Source organism: Marinobacter sp. LV10R510-11A (assembly GCF_900215155.1).
In the GTDB taxonomy this organism is placed as follows: Bacteria; Pseudomonadota; Gammaproteobacteria; order Pseudomonadales; family Oleiphilaceae; genus Marinobacter.
Map to the genome: position 1 here is coordinate 1,751,292 of NZ_LT907980.1, position 18,988 is coordinate 1,770,279.

Annotated in this window: 14 protein-coding genes; 2 read left to right on the top strand and 12 right to left on the bottom strand. The window is 52.7% G+C overall.

The window, feature by feature from the left end:
* Positions 1–251: 251 nt before the first annotated feature.
* From CPH80_RS08345 to CPH80_RS08390, 9 genes are all read right to left on the bottom strand, one after another.
* Positions 252–698: a hypothetical protein gene (locus CPH80_RS08345; RefSeq protein WP_096276848.1), complete on the bottom strand. Its 447-nt coding sequence runs from the start codon at positions 696–698 to the stop codon at positions 252–254.
* 651 nt (positions 699–1,349) lie between these two features.
* Positions 1,350–4,262, bottom strand: a complete 2,913-nt coding sequence (locus CPH80_RS08355; protein WP_096276852.1) for a transglutaminase-like domain-containing protein — start codon at positions 4,260–4,262, stop codon at positions 1,350–1,352.
* 21 nt (positions 4,263–4,283) lie between these two features.
* Positions 4,284–8,546 (bottom strand): putative Ig domain-containing protein, encoded by a 4,263-nt coding sequence (locus CPH80_RS08360; RefSeq protein ID WP_096276854.1) that lies wholly within the window; start codon positions 8,544–8,546, stop codon positions 4,284–4,286.
* Positions 8,547–8,615: 69 nt separating this feature from the next.
* Complete coding sequence (locus CPH80_RS08365) at positions 8,616–9,299, bottom strand: PEP-CTERM sorting domain-containing protein (protein ID WP_096276856.1); 684 nt, start codon at positions 9,297–9,299, stop codon at positions 8,616–8,618.
* A gap of 155 nt (positions 9,300–9,454) precedes the next feature.
* A complete protein-coding gene (locus CPH80_RS08370; protein ID WP_096276858.1) occupies positions 9,455–10,201 on the bottom strand; it encodes an ABC transporter permease in 747 nt (248 codons plus the stop codon).
* Positions 10,201–11,148 carry an ABC transporter ATP-binding protein gene (locus CPH80_RS08375; protein WP_096276860.1) on the bottom strand — a complete coding sequence of 316 codons (948 nt, stop codon included), beginning with the start codon at positions 11,146–11,148 and terminating at the stop codon, positions 10,201–10,203. The genes CPH80_RS08370 and CPH80_RS08375 overlap by 1 nt, the downstream gene beginning before the upstream one ends.
* Positions 11,145–12,320 (bottom strand): ABC transporter permease, encoded by a 1,176-nt coding sequence (locus CPH80_RS08380; RefSeq protein WP_227520412.1) that lies wholly within the window; start codon positions 12,318–12,320, stop codon positions 11,145–11,147. The genes CPH80_RS08375 and CPH80_RS08380 overlap by 4 nt, the downstream gene beginning before the upstream one ends.
* A gap of 3 nt (positions 12,321–12,323) precedes the next feature.
* Positions 12,324–13,220: an ABC transporter substrate-binding protein gene (locus tag CPH80_RS08385; RefSeq protein ID WP_096276862.1), complete on the bottom strand. Its 897-nt coding sequence runs from the start codon at positions 13,218–13,220 to the stop codon at positions 12,324–12,326.
* 169 nt (positions 13,221–13,389) lie between these two features.
* Complete coding sequence (locus CPH80_RS08390) at positions 13,390–14,520, bottom strand: aminotransferase class V-fold PLP-dependent enzyme (RefSeq protein ID WP_096276864.1); 1,131 nt, start codon at positions 14,518–14,520, stop codon at positions 13,390–13,392.
* 378 nt (positions 14,521–14,898) lie between these two features.
* Here CPH80_RS08390 and rnk point away from each other — a divergent pair, with 378 nt between their 5' ends.
* Positions 14,899–15,282: a nucleoside diphosphate kinase regulator gene (rnk, locus tag CPH80_RS08395; RefSeq protein WP_096276866.1), complete on the top strand. Its 384-nt coding sequence runs from the start codon at positions 14,899–14,901 to the stop codon at positions 15,280–15,282.
* Positions 15,283–15,325: 43 nt separating this feature from the next.
* Here rnk and CPH80_RS08400 read toward each other — a convergent pair whose 3' ends face one another.
* Positions 15,326–16,948: a methyl-accepting chemotaxis protein gene (locus CPH80_RS08400; protein ID WP_096276868.1), complete on the bottom strand. Its 1,623-nt coding sequence runs from the start codon at positions 16,946–16,948 to the stop codon at positions 15,326–15,328.
* Positions 16,949–17,190: 242 nt separating this feature from the next.
* Between CPH80_RS08400 and CPH80_RS08405 the strand changes: the two genes are divergently transcribed.
* On the top strand, positions 17,191–17,856 hold the full coding sequence (locus tag CPH80_RS08405) for a hypothetical protein (RefSeq protein ID WP_096276870.1): 666 nt from the start codon (positions 17,191–17,193) through the stop codon (positions 17,854–17,856).
* A gap of 3 nt (positions 17,857–17,859) precedes the next feature.
* Here CPH80_RS08405 and CPH80_RS08410 read toward each other — a convergent pair whose 3' ends face one another.
* Both CPH80_RS08410 and CPH80_RS08415 read right to left on the bottom strand, forming a co-directional pair.
* Positions 17,860–18,483, bottom strand: coding sequence for an L-threonylcarbamoyladenylate synthase (locus CPH80_RS08410; RefSeq protein WP_096276871.1), 624 nt, complete (start codon positions 18,481–18,483; stop codon positions 17,860–17,862).
* A complete protein-coding gene (locus CPH80_RS08415; protein ID WP_096276873.1) occupies positions 18,480–18,851 on the bottom strand; it encodes a BolA family protein in 372 nt (123 codons plus the stop codon). Before CPH80_RS08415 ends, CPH80_RS08410 begins: the two co-directional genes overlap by 4 nt.
* Positions 18,852–18,988: the final 137 nt, after the last annotated feature.

Genomic DNA, 18,988 nt, shown 5'->3' on the forward strand with positions numbered 1-18,988 from the left:
TCGCTTCGATTGCTGCCGCAATTACTGTAGAAATTGTTAAAATCATTCTTTTTTCGGAAAGACTCAAATCGCGCCTATACTTCTTAAACGCTAGTAGCATAGTTGAAAAAATCGCTATCGTACCACTAAAAAGGATTATTTCAGGACTCACTCCTCCGTTGAGAGACCTTGCCAATGAACCAAAAATAACAATAAACAAAAAATTAACGATTCCAAAAAACATCCCGTAGAGAACCAAAATTTAATCCTCTTTATTTTTTACAAGACCACTGTGATGAAAACAATGTGCCAAAGAAACCGCCAATTACAGTACTTATTATAGTTGCGTAAGCAAACGTTAGAAATATAGCAAATAATGGCAGGATCAACATTACTGCTCCAAGCGTCACCAAAGCAGAAGCAATAAACTTTGCAACTGCATATTTTACCCCACAGTCGAGAAAATCATTATATGCCGTTAAAAAATCTAAAATTTTCCCAAAAACACCCGACAAAGATTTGAGAAACGGAGTTTTGCTCGCTTTGTCAAGAATAGAAAGTAACCATCCAATCAAGGCCTGCCCATTAGGCAGACTGACCTCACCTCCATTTGCACCACCACTAATCTTATAAGCCCCCACCCCACGCTCAGGATCAATAATGGCATAACCACTCCCCTCCCAGCCATTCACGTTGAGAGGAGCTTGGTGGACCGTCACCTCATAACCTCGCTACAACGCGCTCTGGATTGCCGAGCGGGCTTCGCTGTCGATGTTGAGTTGGCTCAGGTTATAGGGCTTTGTTCTGTGTCGGGCCCAGAACCAGGAGCCTCTGAAAGGGCCAAAGGCGAGATTCGATATCGAATGAAATCGGATTGCGACGCTTAACCAATCCTAACCTGGACCAGGCTGTCGGCGTATATTTGCATTGGTACACGCTGAAAATGTTATCAACTCATTGCCTTCCAAATACCGCAAACGATTGATACCCCCACCAAAATTAAAATTGTCTGCTGTAAGACAAATGACAAAGGCGCATCTCTAAAACGCTCTGAGTTTTTTGACCAAGGCGTAAATCGCCCACTAATTAGCGAGCTGACAATCAAAAGACACAAGCCTGTGCCAACGATGCCCGCAGCAACCACGAGCAAAGTCATAAGTGCCTGCTAAAAAACCAGGATAACGCAGCCAACATGAAGTAACCGATGATTCCAGCGTAAAAGTTTGCACGACCATCGCAACGATAGACCATCTGGCTTCCAAAAAATATGCGACCACTTACCAGGCCCCATATGCCAGCAGACAAGAACGCAATCGATATATAGAAAACAATTTGTTTCATTCAGTTAGCCTTGCAAAAAGCCGTTTGGGCTATTCACATATCGAATTATTACTATTGATTGCCCCGGCTATCGCACCTGCAGCCAGGAAAGCAATATAGCTCAAGAGAAAAAACGCACCCAAACCACCAAACAGAAATCCGAGCGCAAAGACTCCAAGCGCCAACCCTACATAAAGCTCTGCTGCTCCGCTGTTCTCGCACTGGGTTCCACTTAAATCGGAAGTAATGTCCAGGAAACGGTCAGCAATCAATGCAAGTGATATCGCTGTGGATAGGACTACAATGATTGGTGCCGCAATAAAAACGCCGGCAAGGCCCAAACCAAGACCGATAATGAACAGCCAATTCGACTGTTCGGGGGTCAAGAACCCTCCACTAACTCCCCCACTAATCTTATAAGCCCCAACCCCACGCTCAGAATCGATAATGGCATAACCACTCCCCTCCCAGCCATTCACATTGATCGGCTGAGCATGAACCGTCACCTCAAAGCCTTGCTGAAGTGCACTCTGAATCTCAGAGCGGGCCGCCGAATCAATAGTGATCAAACTCAGGCTCGACGCGTTATCCTGCGTCAGCGTGTATACACGCTGCCCCTGGGCCATGGCGAGCGCAAGCGCCTTGGCGGTTGAGACGCCCTCCGCAGGCTCATCTTCGGTCGAGAAAAGTCGTTCCGGGATTAAGTGCTCGTAGGCACTGGAACGCATGCCTGAACTGCGGTTAAACGCCACCCAGTCCTCATAGCAGTTATCCACGGATTCCGTATTGGACGACATGCTGTCTACGTCCATGACCACGCCACTGAACAGAACATTGCGCGGTGAGCCAAAAAAGTAGGATACGTTCATCTGGGTAGAGAACGTACCGTAGCTGGGGCTTCGGTGATACACAATGTCCGATGCCTTGGCGGCGATCTTGTCCATGGCGTAGGTTTCTGCCAAATAACCCTGAATGCCGGACTGAAGAATGCCACCCACGAGATCGTGCTTGGTCAGACCACTGAAGTTCTCAGCCTCCAGCCTGGTTTTTACGCTTTCCAGTTGTCCCTGCAATGACGTCAGCTGTGTTGGGCTGATGCCCTGCATGTCGATACCGACTGCCTGATACTGACCGGCAACAAGATTGTTCTCGCTGAAGTTCCAGCTGCGTTCGGGTGCATTAAAGCCTAAGCGCACCATCAGGGACTGGCCCAGAGTCACTGAGGGGGTGGTTGCAACCACTTCGCCATCCACGGTGATCTCGCCGATCATGTTGATCGTGTTGGCTGGCAATTGTGTCGGCAGATCGTCAACCGTTTCGATCGTGTCGGGGAGATAGCTTTCCAGTGTTTGCTGGTCAGCTTCGGTGGCCGGTCGGAAGCTGATCGCCAGGGATTTACCAACAAGCTCTGGCGTCAGGCGATTCAGTTCAGCTGCTGTGCCTGCCCATTGCACGGGTGCGCCGAAACTGCCACCAAAGGTGTTGCCGATCTGCAGGCGGAATCGATAGTACAGCGATTCCGGAAGATTGGGGATGACGGCGCTGGCGCGCACGCGATTGAAGGGCAATACCACCTCTTCGATTACGTCGGCACTCTCGGGAACAATCTGTTGCGTTCCCAGTACGTCGCCAAGAGTGGTGTCGCTGCCAGTCCCGTCGATGAACGATTGAACCCGAGCCTGATAATTGTCGAGTTCGTTTTGGACCACAAGGGCGTCCAGACCCTGAACCCAGCCTTCTGCCTCGCTCACGGTGGCTGAGGCTCGCACATTGCTCAGGAATGCTTCCGCGTCCAGAGGCACTTCATTCTCGATATCCATGCCTTCGGTGAAGGTGTGTTCTTTGAAACTGGGGTCAAGACCTACCCATTCGCCGTTGATCCAAGCCTCGACCCAGACGTGCTCCATCTCTACTTCTTCTGAGGCACCGCCATAAGAGAACTGCTGCTGTGGAATACCGCCTTGGCTGAGAATATTTGTTGCCGCATCGATATTAGAAACACCCCCCACCCAGCTCTGGGCGGCTTCGGCAGATATCGCCACTGTACCGTAGCTGAACCGTGCCGGGATGCCTGCTTGGCGGTAGAGCGCAATCAGAGTGCTAGCCGTATCAAAGGCGTTGCCCTGTTCACTCTGGATGGTGTAATCAGCACCCTGCATCACGCCGTAGCTTGGTACGAAACGAATGGTGTCATGCACCCACTTGTACAACGCTAGTGGATCGGGGCCCAGATCAGCCACGATATCCTGAATGCGATCGCTGTTGGCTGTCGCGCTGTCCGTTTCTAGGTAGTCGCTCAGATCCCATGTGGGCTCGCCGTTAACACCAAGCAAATCTTCTATGGCCGACTGGTTGGTGTATAAATTCCGCGGTGGCGGCGTCACGAAGTCCAGATCTCCGCTGAAGCTTTGTTGCGGATTACGCACGGGGTATTGTAAGTGGCTTTGCAGGGTTTCCAGTGTGCTGAGCAACTCTTCTTTATCTCTCGCACTATCTTCCCAATGTGAGAGCTTATCGAGGCTGAGCCCAATGCTGTCCGCGTGATTCCGATAGTTCTCTTCAAACTGCGTATGGCGAGCCAAAATTTCATCTGGCAAGCCGCTCTCTATCAGAGATTGGTGCTCGGCATAAAGTTCCTCTCTTACCAGTGCATCCCTGTCGTGAAACACATCTGCCAGATCGTCGATATTGCTAAGGTGCGCCGGAATCTGATCCATCCGCTCTGTCATAACCATCTGGTGTAACGAACTGACCTGTTGCTCAAGGCTCTCTATCGTCTCACCAAGCGGATTTGTATAGGCCAGCGAATTTCGCGGCGGATTCGACTGTCGATCCACTTCATTGAACGCCGCGAGGACGGCGGGCGAATAGAAAGTGAACGAGAAAAAAAACAGCACCAGTGCACTGGCTAGACGCTTGAAGCGCGCAGAAAACATCGCCTCGGTTCTAAAATCTGAAAACATTGTCTCTCTCCCTGAGTTCTGTTAGCCGCCACACGCTTGAGATTGCGCTGAGCACTGAATTCGATTGAACTTTTTAGGCGCAGCCAGCACCCTGATTTCCCAGCTAGCTTCAGCGGTTCGACCAAAGCGATCCTGTAATTCCAACGTGACGCTTTTCACGCAATCACCCTCACTGGGTGTCCATCTGATGGTAGGTATGCCTTGTTCATCGCTGAGTACCATGCCATTCGGAGCCGAGACAATTTTCACATCTACCGCATAGCCCTCTGCATCAATAGCGATGGCTCGGTACACATAAGGCTTACCAACCTCAGCGATATCCTTGGGCTTATTACCTAGCCGAGGTAACGCTGAGTCACCACCGATCATGGCTGTATATATCTTGCCCACTGTCGCTTTGGAGTCAGTAACAGCAACGGTGAATTGTTGAGAACCTGCTTGAGCCGGTGTCGGCGTCCAGGACAGAACACCTGTTACGGAATCAAGAGACATTCCTGCAGGGCCTGATACCAAACTCCAGCTCAGAGAATCGCCATCTTCATCTGAGGCCTGAAAGGTATGCAGATAAGGTTCGTCAACAAGGCCACTTGTTGGTGGATTGCTCTCGATAACCGGGGCCGTATTCTTTTCAACAACCGTGAGGGTGAAACTCTGTGTGACGGATGCGCCTGCACTGTCCTCAACTCGAATCGCCACAGGATGGCTTCCAACCTGGCCTTTCGACGGCAGCCATTCCACGTGCCCGGTGCTTTCATTAATGGTCATACCACCCGGCGCGGAGACGAGCGTATAGGTAAGAGGCTGTCCTTCAGGGTCTGTAGCCACGACTGCATACTGATAAACCTCACCAACCACTGCTGGCGACAGCGATGAACTCACAATAGAAGGGGCTGCGTTACTGCTGCTTACTTCAAGCATGAATGATTGGGAGGTACCTCCCCCATTGCCGTCCATCACACGAATAGCCACGCCATAGGCACCGGCCTGCTCTTCTGTGGGTGTCCAGCTGACCTGCCCCGCCGCGCTGATAACCATCCCGGCTGGTGCTTGAGTGAGACTGTAGGTCAAGCTATCGCCGTCGGCATCCGTGGCAGAAACCGCATAATTATAGGGTTGCCCCGCCCTCGTAGAGGTCGGCGGATTGCTCTCAATAACTGGGTTCTGGTTTCCGGTGTTTACCTGAAGGCTGAAACTTTGGGTGGCAGACGCCCCGTCCTGATCAACAACCTGAATCGTGACACGGTTTGCGCCTGCATCGCTTATTCCCGGCACCCAGGTTAAGAGACCGCCTGAGCTCATGGACAATCCTGCCGGACCCTCTATCAGCCGATATTCCAGGTTTACGCCGCTATCGTCGGTTGCAACAACCTGATATTCATAAGAATAGCCAGCTTCCACGGTTAGCGGTGGAGTTGAAATGATTTCCAGGGGCACGTTAACGCTGATAACGTTCAGCACATAGTCTGCCTGGTCGTAGAGCCCTCGAGAATCAGTCACCCTGACACGAATTGGGTTTTCACCAACCTGAGCAGAGACGGGCAGCCAAGCAATCTCACCACTGGCAGGATCAATCTGAAGGTTAGAAGGGCCTGAAATTAGGCTGAACGTCAGCGCTTCATCATTGTTCGTATCCGCTGCCGTTAGTGTATATCGGTAACTCTGATCTTCAGTCGCATCCGGGAGCGTGCCTGTTGTGAACGCTGGAGCGAAATTCTGCTCTGCAATCAGGACATCAAAATTCTGTGAGGAAGAAGCTCCACGGCTGTCCGACACAACCACAGATACAGAATGCACCCCCTCTTGGCCGGCTTGCGGCGTCCAGGTAACCTCTCCCGTCAACGGGGAAATAACCATCCCTTCAGGGAATTCGCCCAACGCAAACGTAAGTTCGTCATCCGCATTTTCATCGGTGGCCTGCACCAGATATCGATATTCAGTAGCGACAGATCCCTCACCGGCTGGCTTACTGCTTATGACAGGAAGATAATTTCTTTCCCGCACACTTAGTTCAAAGCTTTGGGTGTCCGCTTCTCCTGCAGCATCGGTCACCCTGATCGTGACTACCTGAATACCCGCTTGCCCATCCTGAGGTGTCCAGACCACAAGCCCGCTATCGGAGTCTAACGTCATACCCTGAGGCCCATTGAGCAGTTGGTAAGACAGGGTGTCTCTGAAGTCGGGATCTATCGCTTGCACCTGATAATTATAGGATTGGCGCTCTGTCGCGCTGGATTCTGGGCTGCTAACAATGCGAGGCGCTTGGTTAACGTTCGTCACATTGACCGTAAATACCTGCTCGCCAAACTCCCCCTGCCTATCCGAAACCCGAACAACGACTGTTTGCTGACCAACCTGCGCATTAACCGGCGTCCACTCAATCTCACCGGTGTTTGCATCAATCACCATACCGCTTGGGGCTACTTGCAAGTTGAATTCAATGCGATCACGACGATCGGGATCTGTAGCTTCAACCGAGTACTGATATAGCTCGCCCTCAACCGCGCTTACTATCGGAGAAGAATGTATCTCGGGAGGACGGTTTGAGGGATTGAGCCTTCGGGCAGTAGGAGTTGCATTCACCTCTCGCGATCGGCAGGTCGGGCGTCCATCCGTGCCCAGCTCGCTCACTGCGTAGTAATACGTTGTATCTAGCTGAAGACCAGTATCCAGGTACGTTGAGTAGCGATTGTCTGTGGTGGCAATCTGCGTGTAGGGTCCACCTTCCTGTTCGCTTCTGTAAATCGCATAGCTGGAAGCCCCAGAATCGCTCCAAGTAAGCTGAATTTTCGTCATTTTCGCCCGCACGGCGAGGTCAGTCAGGCAGTTGCAGGCAGCATCTGACGCATCCCGTATCCGAACCTGAGTAACCGAGACATCAGACAAATTCGGTTGACCACTACTTGGGAATGCGTTTGAAGTATTGTCCGTTGCCCTCAGCCGGATCAGGTAATCCCCTGTTCCCATTCCTGAAAACTGACTGGTAACATCTATTCGTTCACCACTGGCATCATCAAAAGCAAGATCGTTATCAAAATCCCACTCCCACGCAGTGAGTCGATCTGCTGGTTGATTCAACTCGTTAAGCCCATCATCAGGATTTACTGAGCCCGAACCGTCAACATACCAAGGCTGAGTTTGTGGACAGAACAAATAAGGGCCACCTGCGTCAGCGGTTGGCTGTAACGGTGGAGTATCAACATCAACGATCACTCGGGCGGTTTCAACCAATGGTGTTTGGCTATCGTCTGTTACACGGAGCGTAACCGGGTATTCCCCGAGCTCGGGAAAGCTGGTTGTCAAAACCGGCCCCTCAGCATCATAGATACCGTCGTCATCGAGATCCCATTCCCAACGGACAATCAAGCTGTCATCTTTCTGATGGAATGATCCTGTACCATCTAAGGTAATAGTCTCACCTGCTACCGCAGGATTGGGCGTAGCCTGAACGACTGCCACCAGATCACCTGTAGGTCTCTGGCTAAGAATTTCTTCTACCTTGATATCAAGCAAAGCGCGGGTAAAAGACTCCGCATTTGTCCCACCCGAACGCAAAAAATTTAGATCCCAAGCCGCACCGCCGCTTTCCATCGCAAGATCAACATAGTGAGCGATGGTACGGCCAGAACCCGACCGTGCAGACGCACCTTCACAGGTGGTGAAGCCTCCGCTCCCATCAGCAACGTAACCGGTTCCGAGACTATCCACCCCCAAAGCACTCGTGCCATCAGCGCACTTCACTCGGGCGTTAACAACGGCGTTCAACAGAGCTCTATTTTCATTGAGCTTGTCTCTAACCGTCTGATAAGTTATTGAGCTTTCCGTATTATCTCTGTCTTCGTCAGTTGCCAAAATGATATTAACTGCGGCGCCGTTACGTCTGGAATATTCGTCCAGCGCATACTCAATGCCTCTCCAGCCATCTTCCGTGCCGCCGCTTGTCACTAAGCCCCGCGACGCATCGACAAATGCCGAAGCCGCCCCTAGTTTTTCGCCAGACACAAGTAGCGAACGCGGAACCACTCTCGAATTACCGTACCCTATCAATCCGTAAAGATTCTCACGCGCCTCATTGCCAATGCCGTACTGCTTCAGATTGTCATCAAGGAGCGGAATCATTTCGCCAATCCAGCGTTGCTCGCCAGACATGGATCCGGACTCATCGATAACAACCAATACGTCAGCAGCTAACGGAGCCTGACTGGCCATTGCATGGGGAGACGACAAAAGGTGTAAACCAGCCAAAAGCACGCCAGTGAAATAGGCGGGGCGAAAGCTCCGTTTCATGTTAATCCCTTGTTTTATATCTTTATGAAATTATTTGATCTGCGTAAACCTAGTTCCGGGGGGAAATGCTTATCTAGACACCCGGGCAAAGGTAAGGCCCACAAGGCCTACCAACAGGAGAGCAAAAGAGGAGGGCTCCGGTACGGAAACCGGAATACTGCTGATGTTCAGCTCACCCCAAAAATAAATGGACTGATTAATGTTAGCGTCAAGATCGCTATGGGAGAGGAAAAAACCTTCTAACGGCGCAGTGTCGCTAGCAAACAACGAGAGTTCCGCGCTTTCATTTTCCAAAAGCTCAAAGCTCCACCCTAATGCGAAGGAGACATCATCAGACGCATGCTGGGGCAAGGAATTTGTATTATTGAGGGAATCATCAAGAAAGTTGTCGTAGATTGTGCCGAACAAGAACCCAGGCTCATCGATCTGCCAACTTTGGCCCGAGACTGGGCTTCCCGTGGCGCTGCCAAACTCATTGAAATAGGTATTGCTACTCGCCGCAATCTCAAAATCGAAAAAAGCCAGTAACGAATGGGAACCTGGGGAAGAAAACGCAAAATCTAGAGTACCGAGCCCTGTCTGGCTATCTAGATTGCCGGAACCCGGCAGTTCGTCTCCAGCAAAATACTCTGAAACATTGCCGTCAACATTAAACGCCCATTCGTTGAGCTGAATTGCTGAAGCAAAAACACAAGTTGGGGAAAAAATCATGACGAGCGAAACGGAAACCCATCGCAAATATGAGGCTAACATCCTGTACTCCTAACATCCATGTAGTTTCAAGTGGCCCGCCATTGTAACAATAAAAATTAAAAAATAAACAAAAATTAACGCGTTGTTACCGACCTCCTTACTAAATCCCCAACACAGCTTAAGGCGGCACGATGGGTGACTAAGGCACGGGAATCCTACGCTTCGGAAGCCCGCGTTGAAAAGGGCCGAGCCCAAGTACGCTCTATAGCTTCAAACAAACTGTCAGTCGCCAGCGCCAGCAGGCCGATCAGGATGGCTCCTTGCAAAACGTAGGCGGTATTGCCGTTAACCAGCCCCGCAATCACCGGGTCGCCCAATGTGCGGGCGCCAATGGTTGAGCCGATCGCTGCGGTGGCGATGTTGATGGTGACGGAGGTGCGGATTCCCGCTAATATCACTCGCCCTGCCAAGGGGAGCTCCACTTTGAACAGCACTTGCGCGGAAGACATGCCCATTCCTTTGGCCGATTCCAGCACCGCCGAGTTAATGCCATCCAACCCTGCCAGGGTATTCCGCAGAATCGGAAGTAAGCCATAAAGCACCAGCGCGAAGAGCGTAGGTTTCTCGCCAAAACCCATAACGGGCACTGCCAGCGCCAGCACGGCTACAGGCGGCACGGTCTGCCCGATGGAGGCTATTTGGCTGACCAACGGCAGAAAGTCGCGACCGGCGGGGCGAGTCACAAAGATGCCTGCAGACACAGCCACCAGCGTGCCAATCGTGGCGGAAGCCAGCACAAGCCAGATGTGGCTCTGCAACAGAAAGTAGAAGCTGTCTCTGGTGTAAATCACGTTGTTGGTGTCGGGTTCCACCCATGAAAACAGCGGTGTCATTGTGGGGAGCAGAGCCGCTAATGCGCACAACGAAGCAACCCAGGCAATCGGGGCAAACCACGCGCGCATCAGGCACCAACCTGCAGAAGTTGCTCGCGCTTTACTGTGCCAACCTCTTCGCCTGCCCCATTGAACACTGGGAGTTCCGCGGAGTTTTGCCAGATCATAACGGATAGCGCAAAACGAAGGCTGTCTGCCTCATTCAGGCCATCGGAACAGGGTTCTGATTTTCGAGGCTGTGGATGGCGCTCCATCAGGTCGCCCACCGTGCGCAAAGCCAAGAGCTTCAGGCCACGGTCGCCCTTGCCAATCAGGTTTTCCACAAAGGCTGATGCCGGCCTTCGAAGGATCGCCTCCGGCGTATCGTGTTGGATAATTCGCCCTTGATCCATCACTGCGATACGCGTAGCCAGTTTCAAGGCCTCATCAATATCGTGGGTCACAAACACAGTGGTTTTATTGAGCTGCCGCTGGATTCGTAACATTTCCTGCTGCAGGTTTTCCCGGGTGATGGCATCCAGTGCGCCAAAAGGCTCGTCCATCAAGAGAATATTAGGATCGCCCGCCAGCGCTCGTGCCACGCCCACCCGCTGGGCCTGGCCGCCGGAAAGCTGGTGGGGATATTTGATAGCGTCGGTTTCCGGGTTCAGCCCTAGCAGGGTTAGCAGTTCATTTACGCGTTTATCACGTTTGTGGGCTGGCCATTTGAGTAGATCGGGCACCACGCCGATATTGCGAGCGACAGTCCAATGGGGGAACAACCCGGTGCTCTGTATGACGTAGCCCATATTCAGTCGCAGCGCCTCGGGGTCGGCTTTGTTGATATCCTCGCCATCCACAAGAATTTCGCCGCTGGTGCGGGGCAAAAGGCGATTGATCATCCTTAGCGTGGTGGATTTTCCGCAGCCGGAACTGCCCACAAGAACGCAGACTTCGCCGGTTTCTATGGTCAGATCAATATCATCAACCGCCACCGCATCACCGAACCGGCGAGTGACACCTTTCAGCTCAATCACTTTGGGGTCTCCCGAAATTTCAATGCAGACAGGATGCCATCGGCCGCCAACGCCAGGAAGATTGTGGGCAACGCACCAAGCAGTACCAGATCCATGGCAGCCTGGCCGAGGCCCTGAAAAATGAACGTGCCGAAGCCTCCCGCGCCGATCAGCGCAGCGACAGCGGTCAGGCCAATGGCTTGTATGGTGGTAATTCGCACGCCTTCAATAATGACCGGCAGGGCCAGAGGCAGTTTCACCTGCATAAATATCTGTCGCTCGCTCATTCCCATACCTCGCCCGGCGTCGACCACAGACTCAGGCACTTCCATCAAAGCGACATAGGTATTGCGCACCAATGGCAGCAGGCTATAGGCAATCAGTGCCAGCAGCGCGGGCGCCCAGCCAATGCCCCGGATGCCCAGTGTCTGTAAAAAGGGAAAAGCCGCAGATAGAGCGCCCAACGGCGCAATTAACAACCCGAAAAGCGCCAGACTGGGGATGGTCTGCATAAAACTGACCAGCCCCAGCAGCGGCCGTCGCCAGCGCTCTCGCCGCACCATAACCAGCGCCAAAGCGAAAGCCAGCACCGCGCTTATGGCAACGGCACCGAGTGACAATGACAAATGTACGGTTAATGCTTGGGAGAACTGGTCCGCCCGATTGGTGTACTCGCGGATAAGCGACAGGCTAGACAGCCCCTCACGGCTGGCGCAGAGCCACCAACCAGTAACAACCAGCAGCACGGTAGATAACTGCAGGCGACGGGAGGCTTTGAGCTGGCCCAGTGTTTCTAAAAGCATCAGGGCCAGAAAAAACGCCAAACACCAGAACCCGGCACCTATGCCAATCCGGGCATAAGCGGCATCCGATGGAAGCCTGCGCAGCGCAAACACTTCAAGCAGCAGAGGCAAGCCCATCAGTGCGGCCGTCAGCAATACCGTTAGTATCAAAAAGCGTGTGTGAATAGGCCTTGTTGCCAGCACAACCACTGCCAACAGCAGGGACGAAACAATGATTGCCCCAAGCCAGCCTGTTGCGCCATAGAGGCCGTAGCCGTTTCCAGAAACAATACGGTTGGGCAGCACTACGCCGAGATTGAGCAGCCACACCAATCCGAGCGCAGCCAGTGCTAACACCGGTATTACACGGTTAGACAGCACACGGTTCGGCAGCGTTGTTGATGAAGGCACTGATTAATCCAGGCTAAGGCTTTCCAGATAGTCCCGGGCCACCGCTTCTGCAGGGGCACCTTCGACCGCCACCTTTGCATTCAACTCTTGCAGCGTTTCCAGATCAAGCGACTCAAACACCGGCTTTAGCAGCGCGCGTATTTTGGGATAGGTCTTCAATACGCTTGCCCGGATAATCGGTGTCGGTTGATAGACCGGCTGCACGCCTTTGGTGTCTTGCATCACTTTCAGGCCCAAAGCGTTCAAACCGCCATCTGTGCCATAGGCCATAGCGCCGTTAACGTCATTGGAGTTAATCGCCGCCGCCCTCAGGGTCGCTGCAGTGTTTCCGCCAGACAGAATCAGAAGCTGATCAGACGTTAGCTTGAACCCGTAGGCTTTCTGGAACGCAGGGAGGGCGCTGGCCGACCCGACAAACTCAGCACTGGCCGCAAACTTAAAGGGCTTGCCAGCGTTTATGTAATCCGCCAAATCTTCCAGGGTTTTGAGGTTGTTCTTTTCAGCCAAATCGCCGCGCACGCTCATAGCCCAAGTGTTGTTGGCGTTCGCAGGGGTGAGCCAAACAATACCCTCAGCGTTGAGGTCAAGCTCGGCCGCCATGTCGTAAGCCTTTGCAGCATTTTTCCACACCGGGCTGTCTGCCTGATCGTAAAAGAACGCGGCATTGCCTGTGTACTCGGGGTAAAGATCAATCTCTCCGGCCTTAATCGCACTGCGTACAATGCTAGTGCTACCAAGCTGTAGTCGGTTTTCTACTGGAATACCTCCGCTCTCCAGGCGCTGCAGAATCATCTGACCGAGGACTCCCCCCTCTGTGTCGATTTTTGAGGAAACCACCACCGGCTCCTGCGCCGAAACCGTGCCGGTTACACACAGCAGCGCAAGCGCAAGACACCGCATCAGCGATTGCGAAATCCCACGACACGCTCTGTTCGAAGCCAGAGTTTTATACTGGCGCTTTACTCGACATATTCTGTAACTTGGGAGAGACACAGGCATTCCTCTTGTTTATTGGGCTGCATTGGGCAACCCAGAATTCAATGAGTTGAAAGGCATTAAAAACGTATCATCAGCCCTGAATCGCCTCCAGCGCTACCTGCAGATTCTCCACCGTTCGTTCCACATTGTTTAGCTTTTCCAAACCAAACAGCCCCATGCGAAACGTGCGGAAGCTCTCTGGTTCATCGCACATCAGCGGTACGCCCGCCGCAATCTGCAAGCCCTGTTCACGGAACAGGCTGGTGTTGTGGATGTTGATGTTGTCGGTATGCAGAACCACCACACTGGATGACTCAAAGCCAGGCGCAGCAACGCTTTTGAACCCAGCGTTGTAGAACAGCTCCCGCACCTGTTGGCCAAGCTCCACTTGGCGCTGATAAAGCAGATCCGGGCCGGTGTTCAGAGTTTCTAGCATGGCGTTACGCAGCACCACCAGCGTGTCGGTAGGCATGGTTGCGTGGTAGGCGTGGCTGCCGGACTCATAGGCCTGCATTATCTGGGACCATTTGCGCAGGTCTGCCGCAAAGCTACTGCTGGTGGTTTCTTCCATGCGGGCGATAGCGCGTTCGCTCAATGTGATCAGAGCAGCGCAAGGTGAGGCACTCCAGCCTTTCTGGGGCGCGCTGATCAGTACGTCTACGCCACAGGCCGTGGTATCAACCCACAAAGCACCGGAGGCCACGCAATCCAGCACGAACAGGCCGTTCACGTCCTTAACCGCTGCGCCAATGGTTTTTAGGTATTCATCCGGCAGAACAATGCCAGACGCGGTTTCCACATGGGGAACAAACACCACAGCGGGCTTCTCTGCCCTGATGCGGTCCGCGACCTCTTCTGCGGGAACAGGTGCGTATGCGGCCTGGGGCGTATTGTCCAGAGTTTTGGCCTTGAGCACGGATATGTTGTCGGTGATTCGACCTGCTTCCAGTATCTGGGTCCAGCGGTAACTGAACCAGCCGTTGCGAACAATAAGGCAGCGCTCTCCATTGGCAAACTGGCGGGCGACGGCTTCCATCCCAAAACTGCCGCCACCGGGCACAACCACCGCGCCTTTGGCGTTATAGACTTGCCGCAGTGTGGAGGAAATATCCCGCATCACCTGCTGAAAGGGTGCCGACATGTGGTTTAGTGAACGGTCATTGAATACCACGGAGTATTCCAGTAACCCATCTGGGTCAACAGAAGGAAACAATTTGGACATGAGTAGGACGTTCCTTGCCTGATGCAGTCTGTGGATGAATCGTTTATGGTATCAGTCTAACAAATCTGGCGTTATGCGCTTTATTTCTGAGGCTTTACGCAAGCCTACTTGTGGAACCCGGCAAAAGCTTATAAATTGACCAAAGTGGCCAAGTTCCCGCCTTTCCTTTATTTATCCAAACAACACACTAGGTGAGCCTGTGAGAACGCTTTTCTCAGAGACCATTCCTTTCTATCATTTAAGTGCCCGCCGCCAGGCAGGCACTGCCGGTGTGTTGCCCGCTTTTCTCTTTTCTCGCTGAATCCGCTTTTGAAACGCCGGGTTCGGCGCTTGAACCCTGAAATCCTGAGTTATTAATTATTTTTTCTGGAGATTACTATGGCTGACATGCCGGCAATATTGGTTGCTGAAGAAGATTTTAATCGTTTGTCTACCCTGATTGAAAAACAGGGTGATTCTGATGTTGCAGACGGTCTAGAGAATGAGCTAAGCCGGGCTACGCTTGTGCCGCTTGCAGAAATGCCTGCCCACGTAGTAACGATGAATTCGAGTGTGCGCTTTCAGAATACGGATAGCGGCAAGGAGCACGAACTGACCCTGGTGTATCCCCATGAGGTGGGTACCGGAGATGGCAAGATTTCTATTTTAGCGCCAGCGGGCTCGGCCCTGCTTGGGCTTTCGGTAGGAGAGTCCATCGAATGGCCGATCCGTGGCCGCGCCAATATCCATCTTAAGATCATTAACGTTACCCGTCAGGGCTGATCGTCGGGTAACGGCTACGGGGTGGCCTGCAAAGACCACCCCGTCAGCGATCCTTTCTGGTCAGTTGAAACTGCTCAATGGTTTTTCTGAGCGCTTCTGCCATCACAAGCAAGTCACCCGCAATACCCGCTGTTTCCTGGGCATCCGTTGACGCCTGCTCTGCCGAACGGCTGATCTCGATCACGTTCTGATTAATAGCCTCTGACACATCGCTCTGCTCATTCGCCGCGCTTTCCATCTCTTGGTTCAGGGATGTAATTTCACGAACAGCGGAGGCAATACTCTGCAATTCGGATTCTACTTTCAAAATGGCCTCTACCTGGTGGCCGGCCATGTCCGATGCATGGCGCATGGTAGCCACACAATCAACCACTTCGTTTTTAAGACCGCTTATGGTTTTGCGGATTTCTTCTGTGGACACCTGAGTGCGCGATGCCAACGCGCGAACTTCATCCGCGACTACAGAGAAGCCACGCCCCTGCTCCCCGGCTCTGGCAGCCTCAATGGCTGCGTTCAGCGCCAGCAGGTTAGTCTGCTCGGCAATGTTGGAGATTTCTTCCACCATGTTTGCCATCTGGCTGGTGCGCTGGTTCAGATCTTCGATTCGCTTGGCACCACCCTGCACTTCGGTATTCAAGGCCTCAATACCTTCCACCGCGGTGCGCGCCAAGCGCTCGCCGCTATTGGCTGATTCGGCAGTTTCTGCCGACTTGCGGGTCGTGTGGTTGGCGTTTTCGCGCACCTGGACAGCCGATGCGGCCATTTCCGTTGTAGCGCTGGCAACTTGATCGGTATTGTCCTTCTGCGCCATCACTTCGCGGCCAGTGGTTTCGGCTTTTGCTGCAATGCTACGGGCTGCCTTCTCCACCTGCTCGGCGTTATCCATAACCGTGTGCATACTTTCGCGGATTTTTGCCATCATGCGATTGAACGCTAGGGATACGGAACCGATTTCGTCGTTACGGGAAACGTCCAATTCAATGGTGAGATCGGAGTTTCCAGAAATCTCATCCATACTTCTCTGAAGCCGGCGCAATCTGGAGAAAACCAATCGATTCAAAGCCAGCGCAGTCAGAAAAAATACCGTTATAAAGATCGCGATTTGAATACCGCCACTGGCAAATAATTGCTGACGCAATCCGTCATCACTCTCTGCCAGGGAGTAGTCCACACGAATTGCTCCCAGCACATCGCCTTCCTGTGCCTGATGACATCCCAGGCAGTTCACGCCCTGGTAGTCTTCCCGCGCAATAACAGGCTCAATCAGCGTATATACGCGCCCGTCATCGTTGCTTGAATAACGCTCAATCCTTTCGCCCGCCAAGGCCTTTCTATCGTCCGGGCCTCGCTTTTGTTCCGTTTGCGTTCCCTTGCCAAACATCCGGTTCAACTGGTCGCTGCGCACTACTCTTACATCCAGCACATCCTTCGGAGCCATCACCTTGTCCCGAAGCACATCACGGTTATTAATCGTGCCGGTCACCATCATGGTATTCAGCCCATCAAAATAGGACTTGGCAAGGCCATCCACATACTTGTGGCTGAACTCCTCCATGTGATCGCGCTGGGCATTAGCGCTGTAAAGCACGGTAAAAACCAGAATGAGTGAAAACGCGGCTGCCAGAGCAGCGAGTAGCAGAAAACGGATGGAATAGTGTTTTTTCATAGCAACCTGGTCAAAGAACCAATCCGAAGGACGTATCAGAGCGCGAGGATTAACCCGGCGCTTTCAAAACTTCACTGTTGTTTACGGCAAAGTGGCGGGTAACTTTATAGATATGCATCAAATATTTACTGATTCAGATCAGAATCACGCGCTTTTACCGACTGGCCCGGAACATGCATACCACATGTGACAGACGATCATTTTCTGGCGCGCGTTTGCGAGCCGGTGGAGGAACATAAGCCATGTCACTGCTGACATCTCTTATTCAGGCAAGCACTCGCTTTCAACAAACCCTGGAGAATCGCCCGGCCACAAGCGGGGCGGAAGAACAAAAGGCCAAAGGTGCTGGCGGCGCAGAGGCAGTAAGACCGGCAAGCCCCGGCGATGACCGCTTCACTCCCTCAGGAGACTCACTGAGTGATGCCGGCCGACTGAAATCGCAGAAGTTACCACTGTCGGATTACAAACAAACGGTAGGGCAGGATCTTGCCTTCATAAGGGAGACGCTGCGGCACAAACTTGCCGAATACAACCTGAACCCGGCCACCGCTGTAAGTGTGAATAAAGATGATGGCGGCAAAATTGAAGTAGGCGGAAAGCTGGCAGAAGAAACCCGCACCCGCATAGAGAATGACCTAAACCTGAACAAGAACTTTACGGATGCGTTCAGCCGGCTGAGCGTAAACGAGCCGACACTGCACTTCATGGATAACGCTTTGAAGCTTAATCAGGCCTACGGCGTGAACAATTCACTGCTGGACACTCTGATCAGTGAGAACCAGCAGTTCAACGGCTTGCAGGATCTCGTAAACCGTTACGACACCCTGCGCCGTTCGGCCCCGACCAGCCCGTTTGAAGCAGCGGGAAATCGAGATGCTTACGCCTTCAACCTGAACACTCGCGCCTGAGCATTACACTTCAAACGGTGTCGGGTCGCCCTTGCCAACGCGGGTGACCACTGGCACCTCGCCGGTAAAGTTAACCACCGTGGTGGGCTCCATTCCGCAAAAACCACCATCAATAATCAGATCCAACTCATGCTCCAGCGTATCCCGGATATCGTAGGGATCTGTCATGGGGTCGGACTCGCCGGGTAAAATCAGTGTACTGCTCATAATAGGCTCGCCAAGCTCGCCCAGAAGCGCCTGAACAATCGCGTTATCGGGAACCCGTACGCCAATCGTGCGACGTTTAGGGTTCAGCAAGCGCCGTGGCACTTCATTGGTCGCATCCAGAATGAACGTATACGCCCCAGGTGTGAACGTTTTCAAAAGCCGGTACTGAGTGTTATCCACCTTGGCATACACCCCGATATCAGACAGATCCCGACACATCAGCGTAAAGTTGTGCTTGTCATCCAGTTTACGTATGCGCTTGATTCGGTCCTGTGCCTGTTTTTCTCCCAGGTGGCAGCCAATGGCATAGCCCGAATCGGTGGGATACACCACAACACCGCCTTTTCTAAGGATGTCGACCGCCTGTTTAACCAACCGCAGTTGCGGGTTTTCAGGATGAATTTGAAAGAACTGGCTCATGAATCCCCTCCATTCTGATTTTGAACGCCTGAAACCGCTTGCTGCGGATCGGCCTTGGAACCGCCCATACAATTCGGCGACGCCGGCGCAACCTGCCCAGATGCCTCCCACTCCTCTGGTGAGTATAGATGCAACGCCAGCGCATGCACGCCACCGACCATTTCTAACTCTTTCGCAAGCACTTTATAGATAGCCTGATGCCGCTTAACCTTCATTTGCCCCTCAAACGCCGGCGACACCATCGTCACCTTAAAATGCGTCTCTGAATTTGGCGGCACGCTGTGCTTATGGCTTTCGTTTTCCACCTGAAGAATGCTGGCATCAAACGCCTCATTCAGCTTGGTTTCGAGCGTGTTCTGGATTTTCATCGCTAACTAACTCCCATATCCGCCTTAATAAAGATAAACAGTCTACTACAAGAGACAAGCCACCCGAACCTTGACACCCCACTGCCAAACAGCCACATTCCCAACCCACTTCACCCCAGATAAAACCAAGCCCAATC

Coding starts and splice junctions, on each gene's coding strand:
- CPH80_RS08355 (WP_096276852.1), bottom strand. CDS start 4,262: ATGTTTTCAGATTTTAGAACCGAGGCGATGTTTTCTGCGCGCTTCAAG.
- CPH80_RS08360 (WP_096276854.1), bottom strand. CDS start 8,546: ATGAAACGGAGCTTTCGCCCCGCCTATTTCACTGGCGTGCTTTTGGCT.
- CPH80_RS08365 (WP_096276856.1), bottom strand. CDS start 9,299: ATGTTAGCCTCATATTTGCGATGGGTTTCCGTTTCGCTCGTCATGATT.
- CPH80_RS08370 (WP_096276858.1), bottom strand. CDS start 10,201: ATGCGCGCGTGGTTTGCCCCGATTGCCTGGGTTGCTTCGTTGTGCGCA.
- CPH80_RS08385 (WP_096276862.1), bottom strand. CDS start 13,220: ATGCGGTGTCTTGCGCTTGCGCTGCTGTGTGTAACCGGCACGGTTTCG.
- CPH80_RS08390 (WP_096276864.1), bottom strand. CDS start 14,520: ATGTCCAAATTGTTTCCTTCTGTTGACCCAGATGGGTTACTGGAATAC.
- rnk (WP_096276866.1), top strand. CDS start 14,899: ATGGCTGACATGCCGGCAATATTGGTTGCTGAAGAAGATTTTAATCGT.
- CPH80_RS08400 (WP_096276868.1), bottom strand. CDS start 16,948: ATGAAAAAACACTATTCCATCCGTTTTCTGCTACTCGCTGCTCTGGCA.
- CPH80_RS08405 (WP_096276870.1), top strand. CDS start 17,191: ATGTCACTGCTGACATCTCTTATTCAGGCAAGCACTCGCTTTCAACAA.
- CPH80_RS08410 (WP_096276871.1), bottom strand. CDS start 18,483: ATGAGCCAGTTCTTTCAAATTCATCCTGAAAACCCGCAACTGCGGTTG.
- CPH80_RS08415 (WP_096276873.1), bottom strand. CDS start 18,851: ATGAAAATCCAGAACACGCTCGAAACCAAGCTGAATGAGGCGTTTGAT.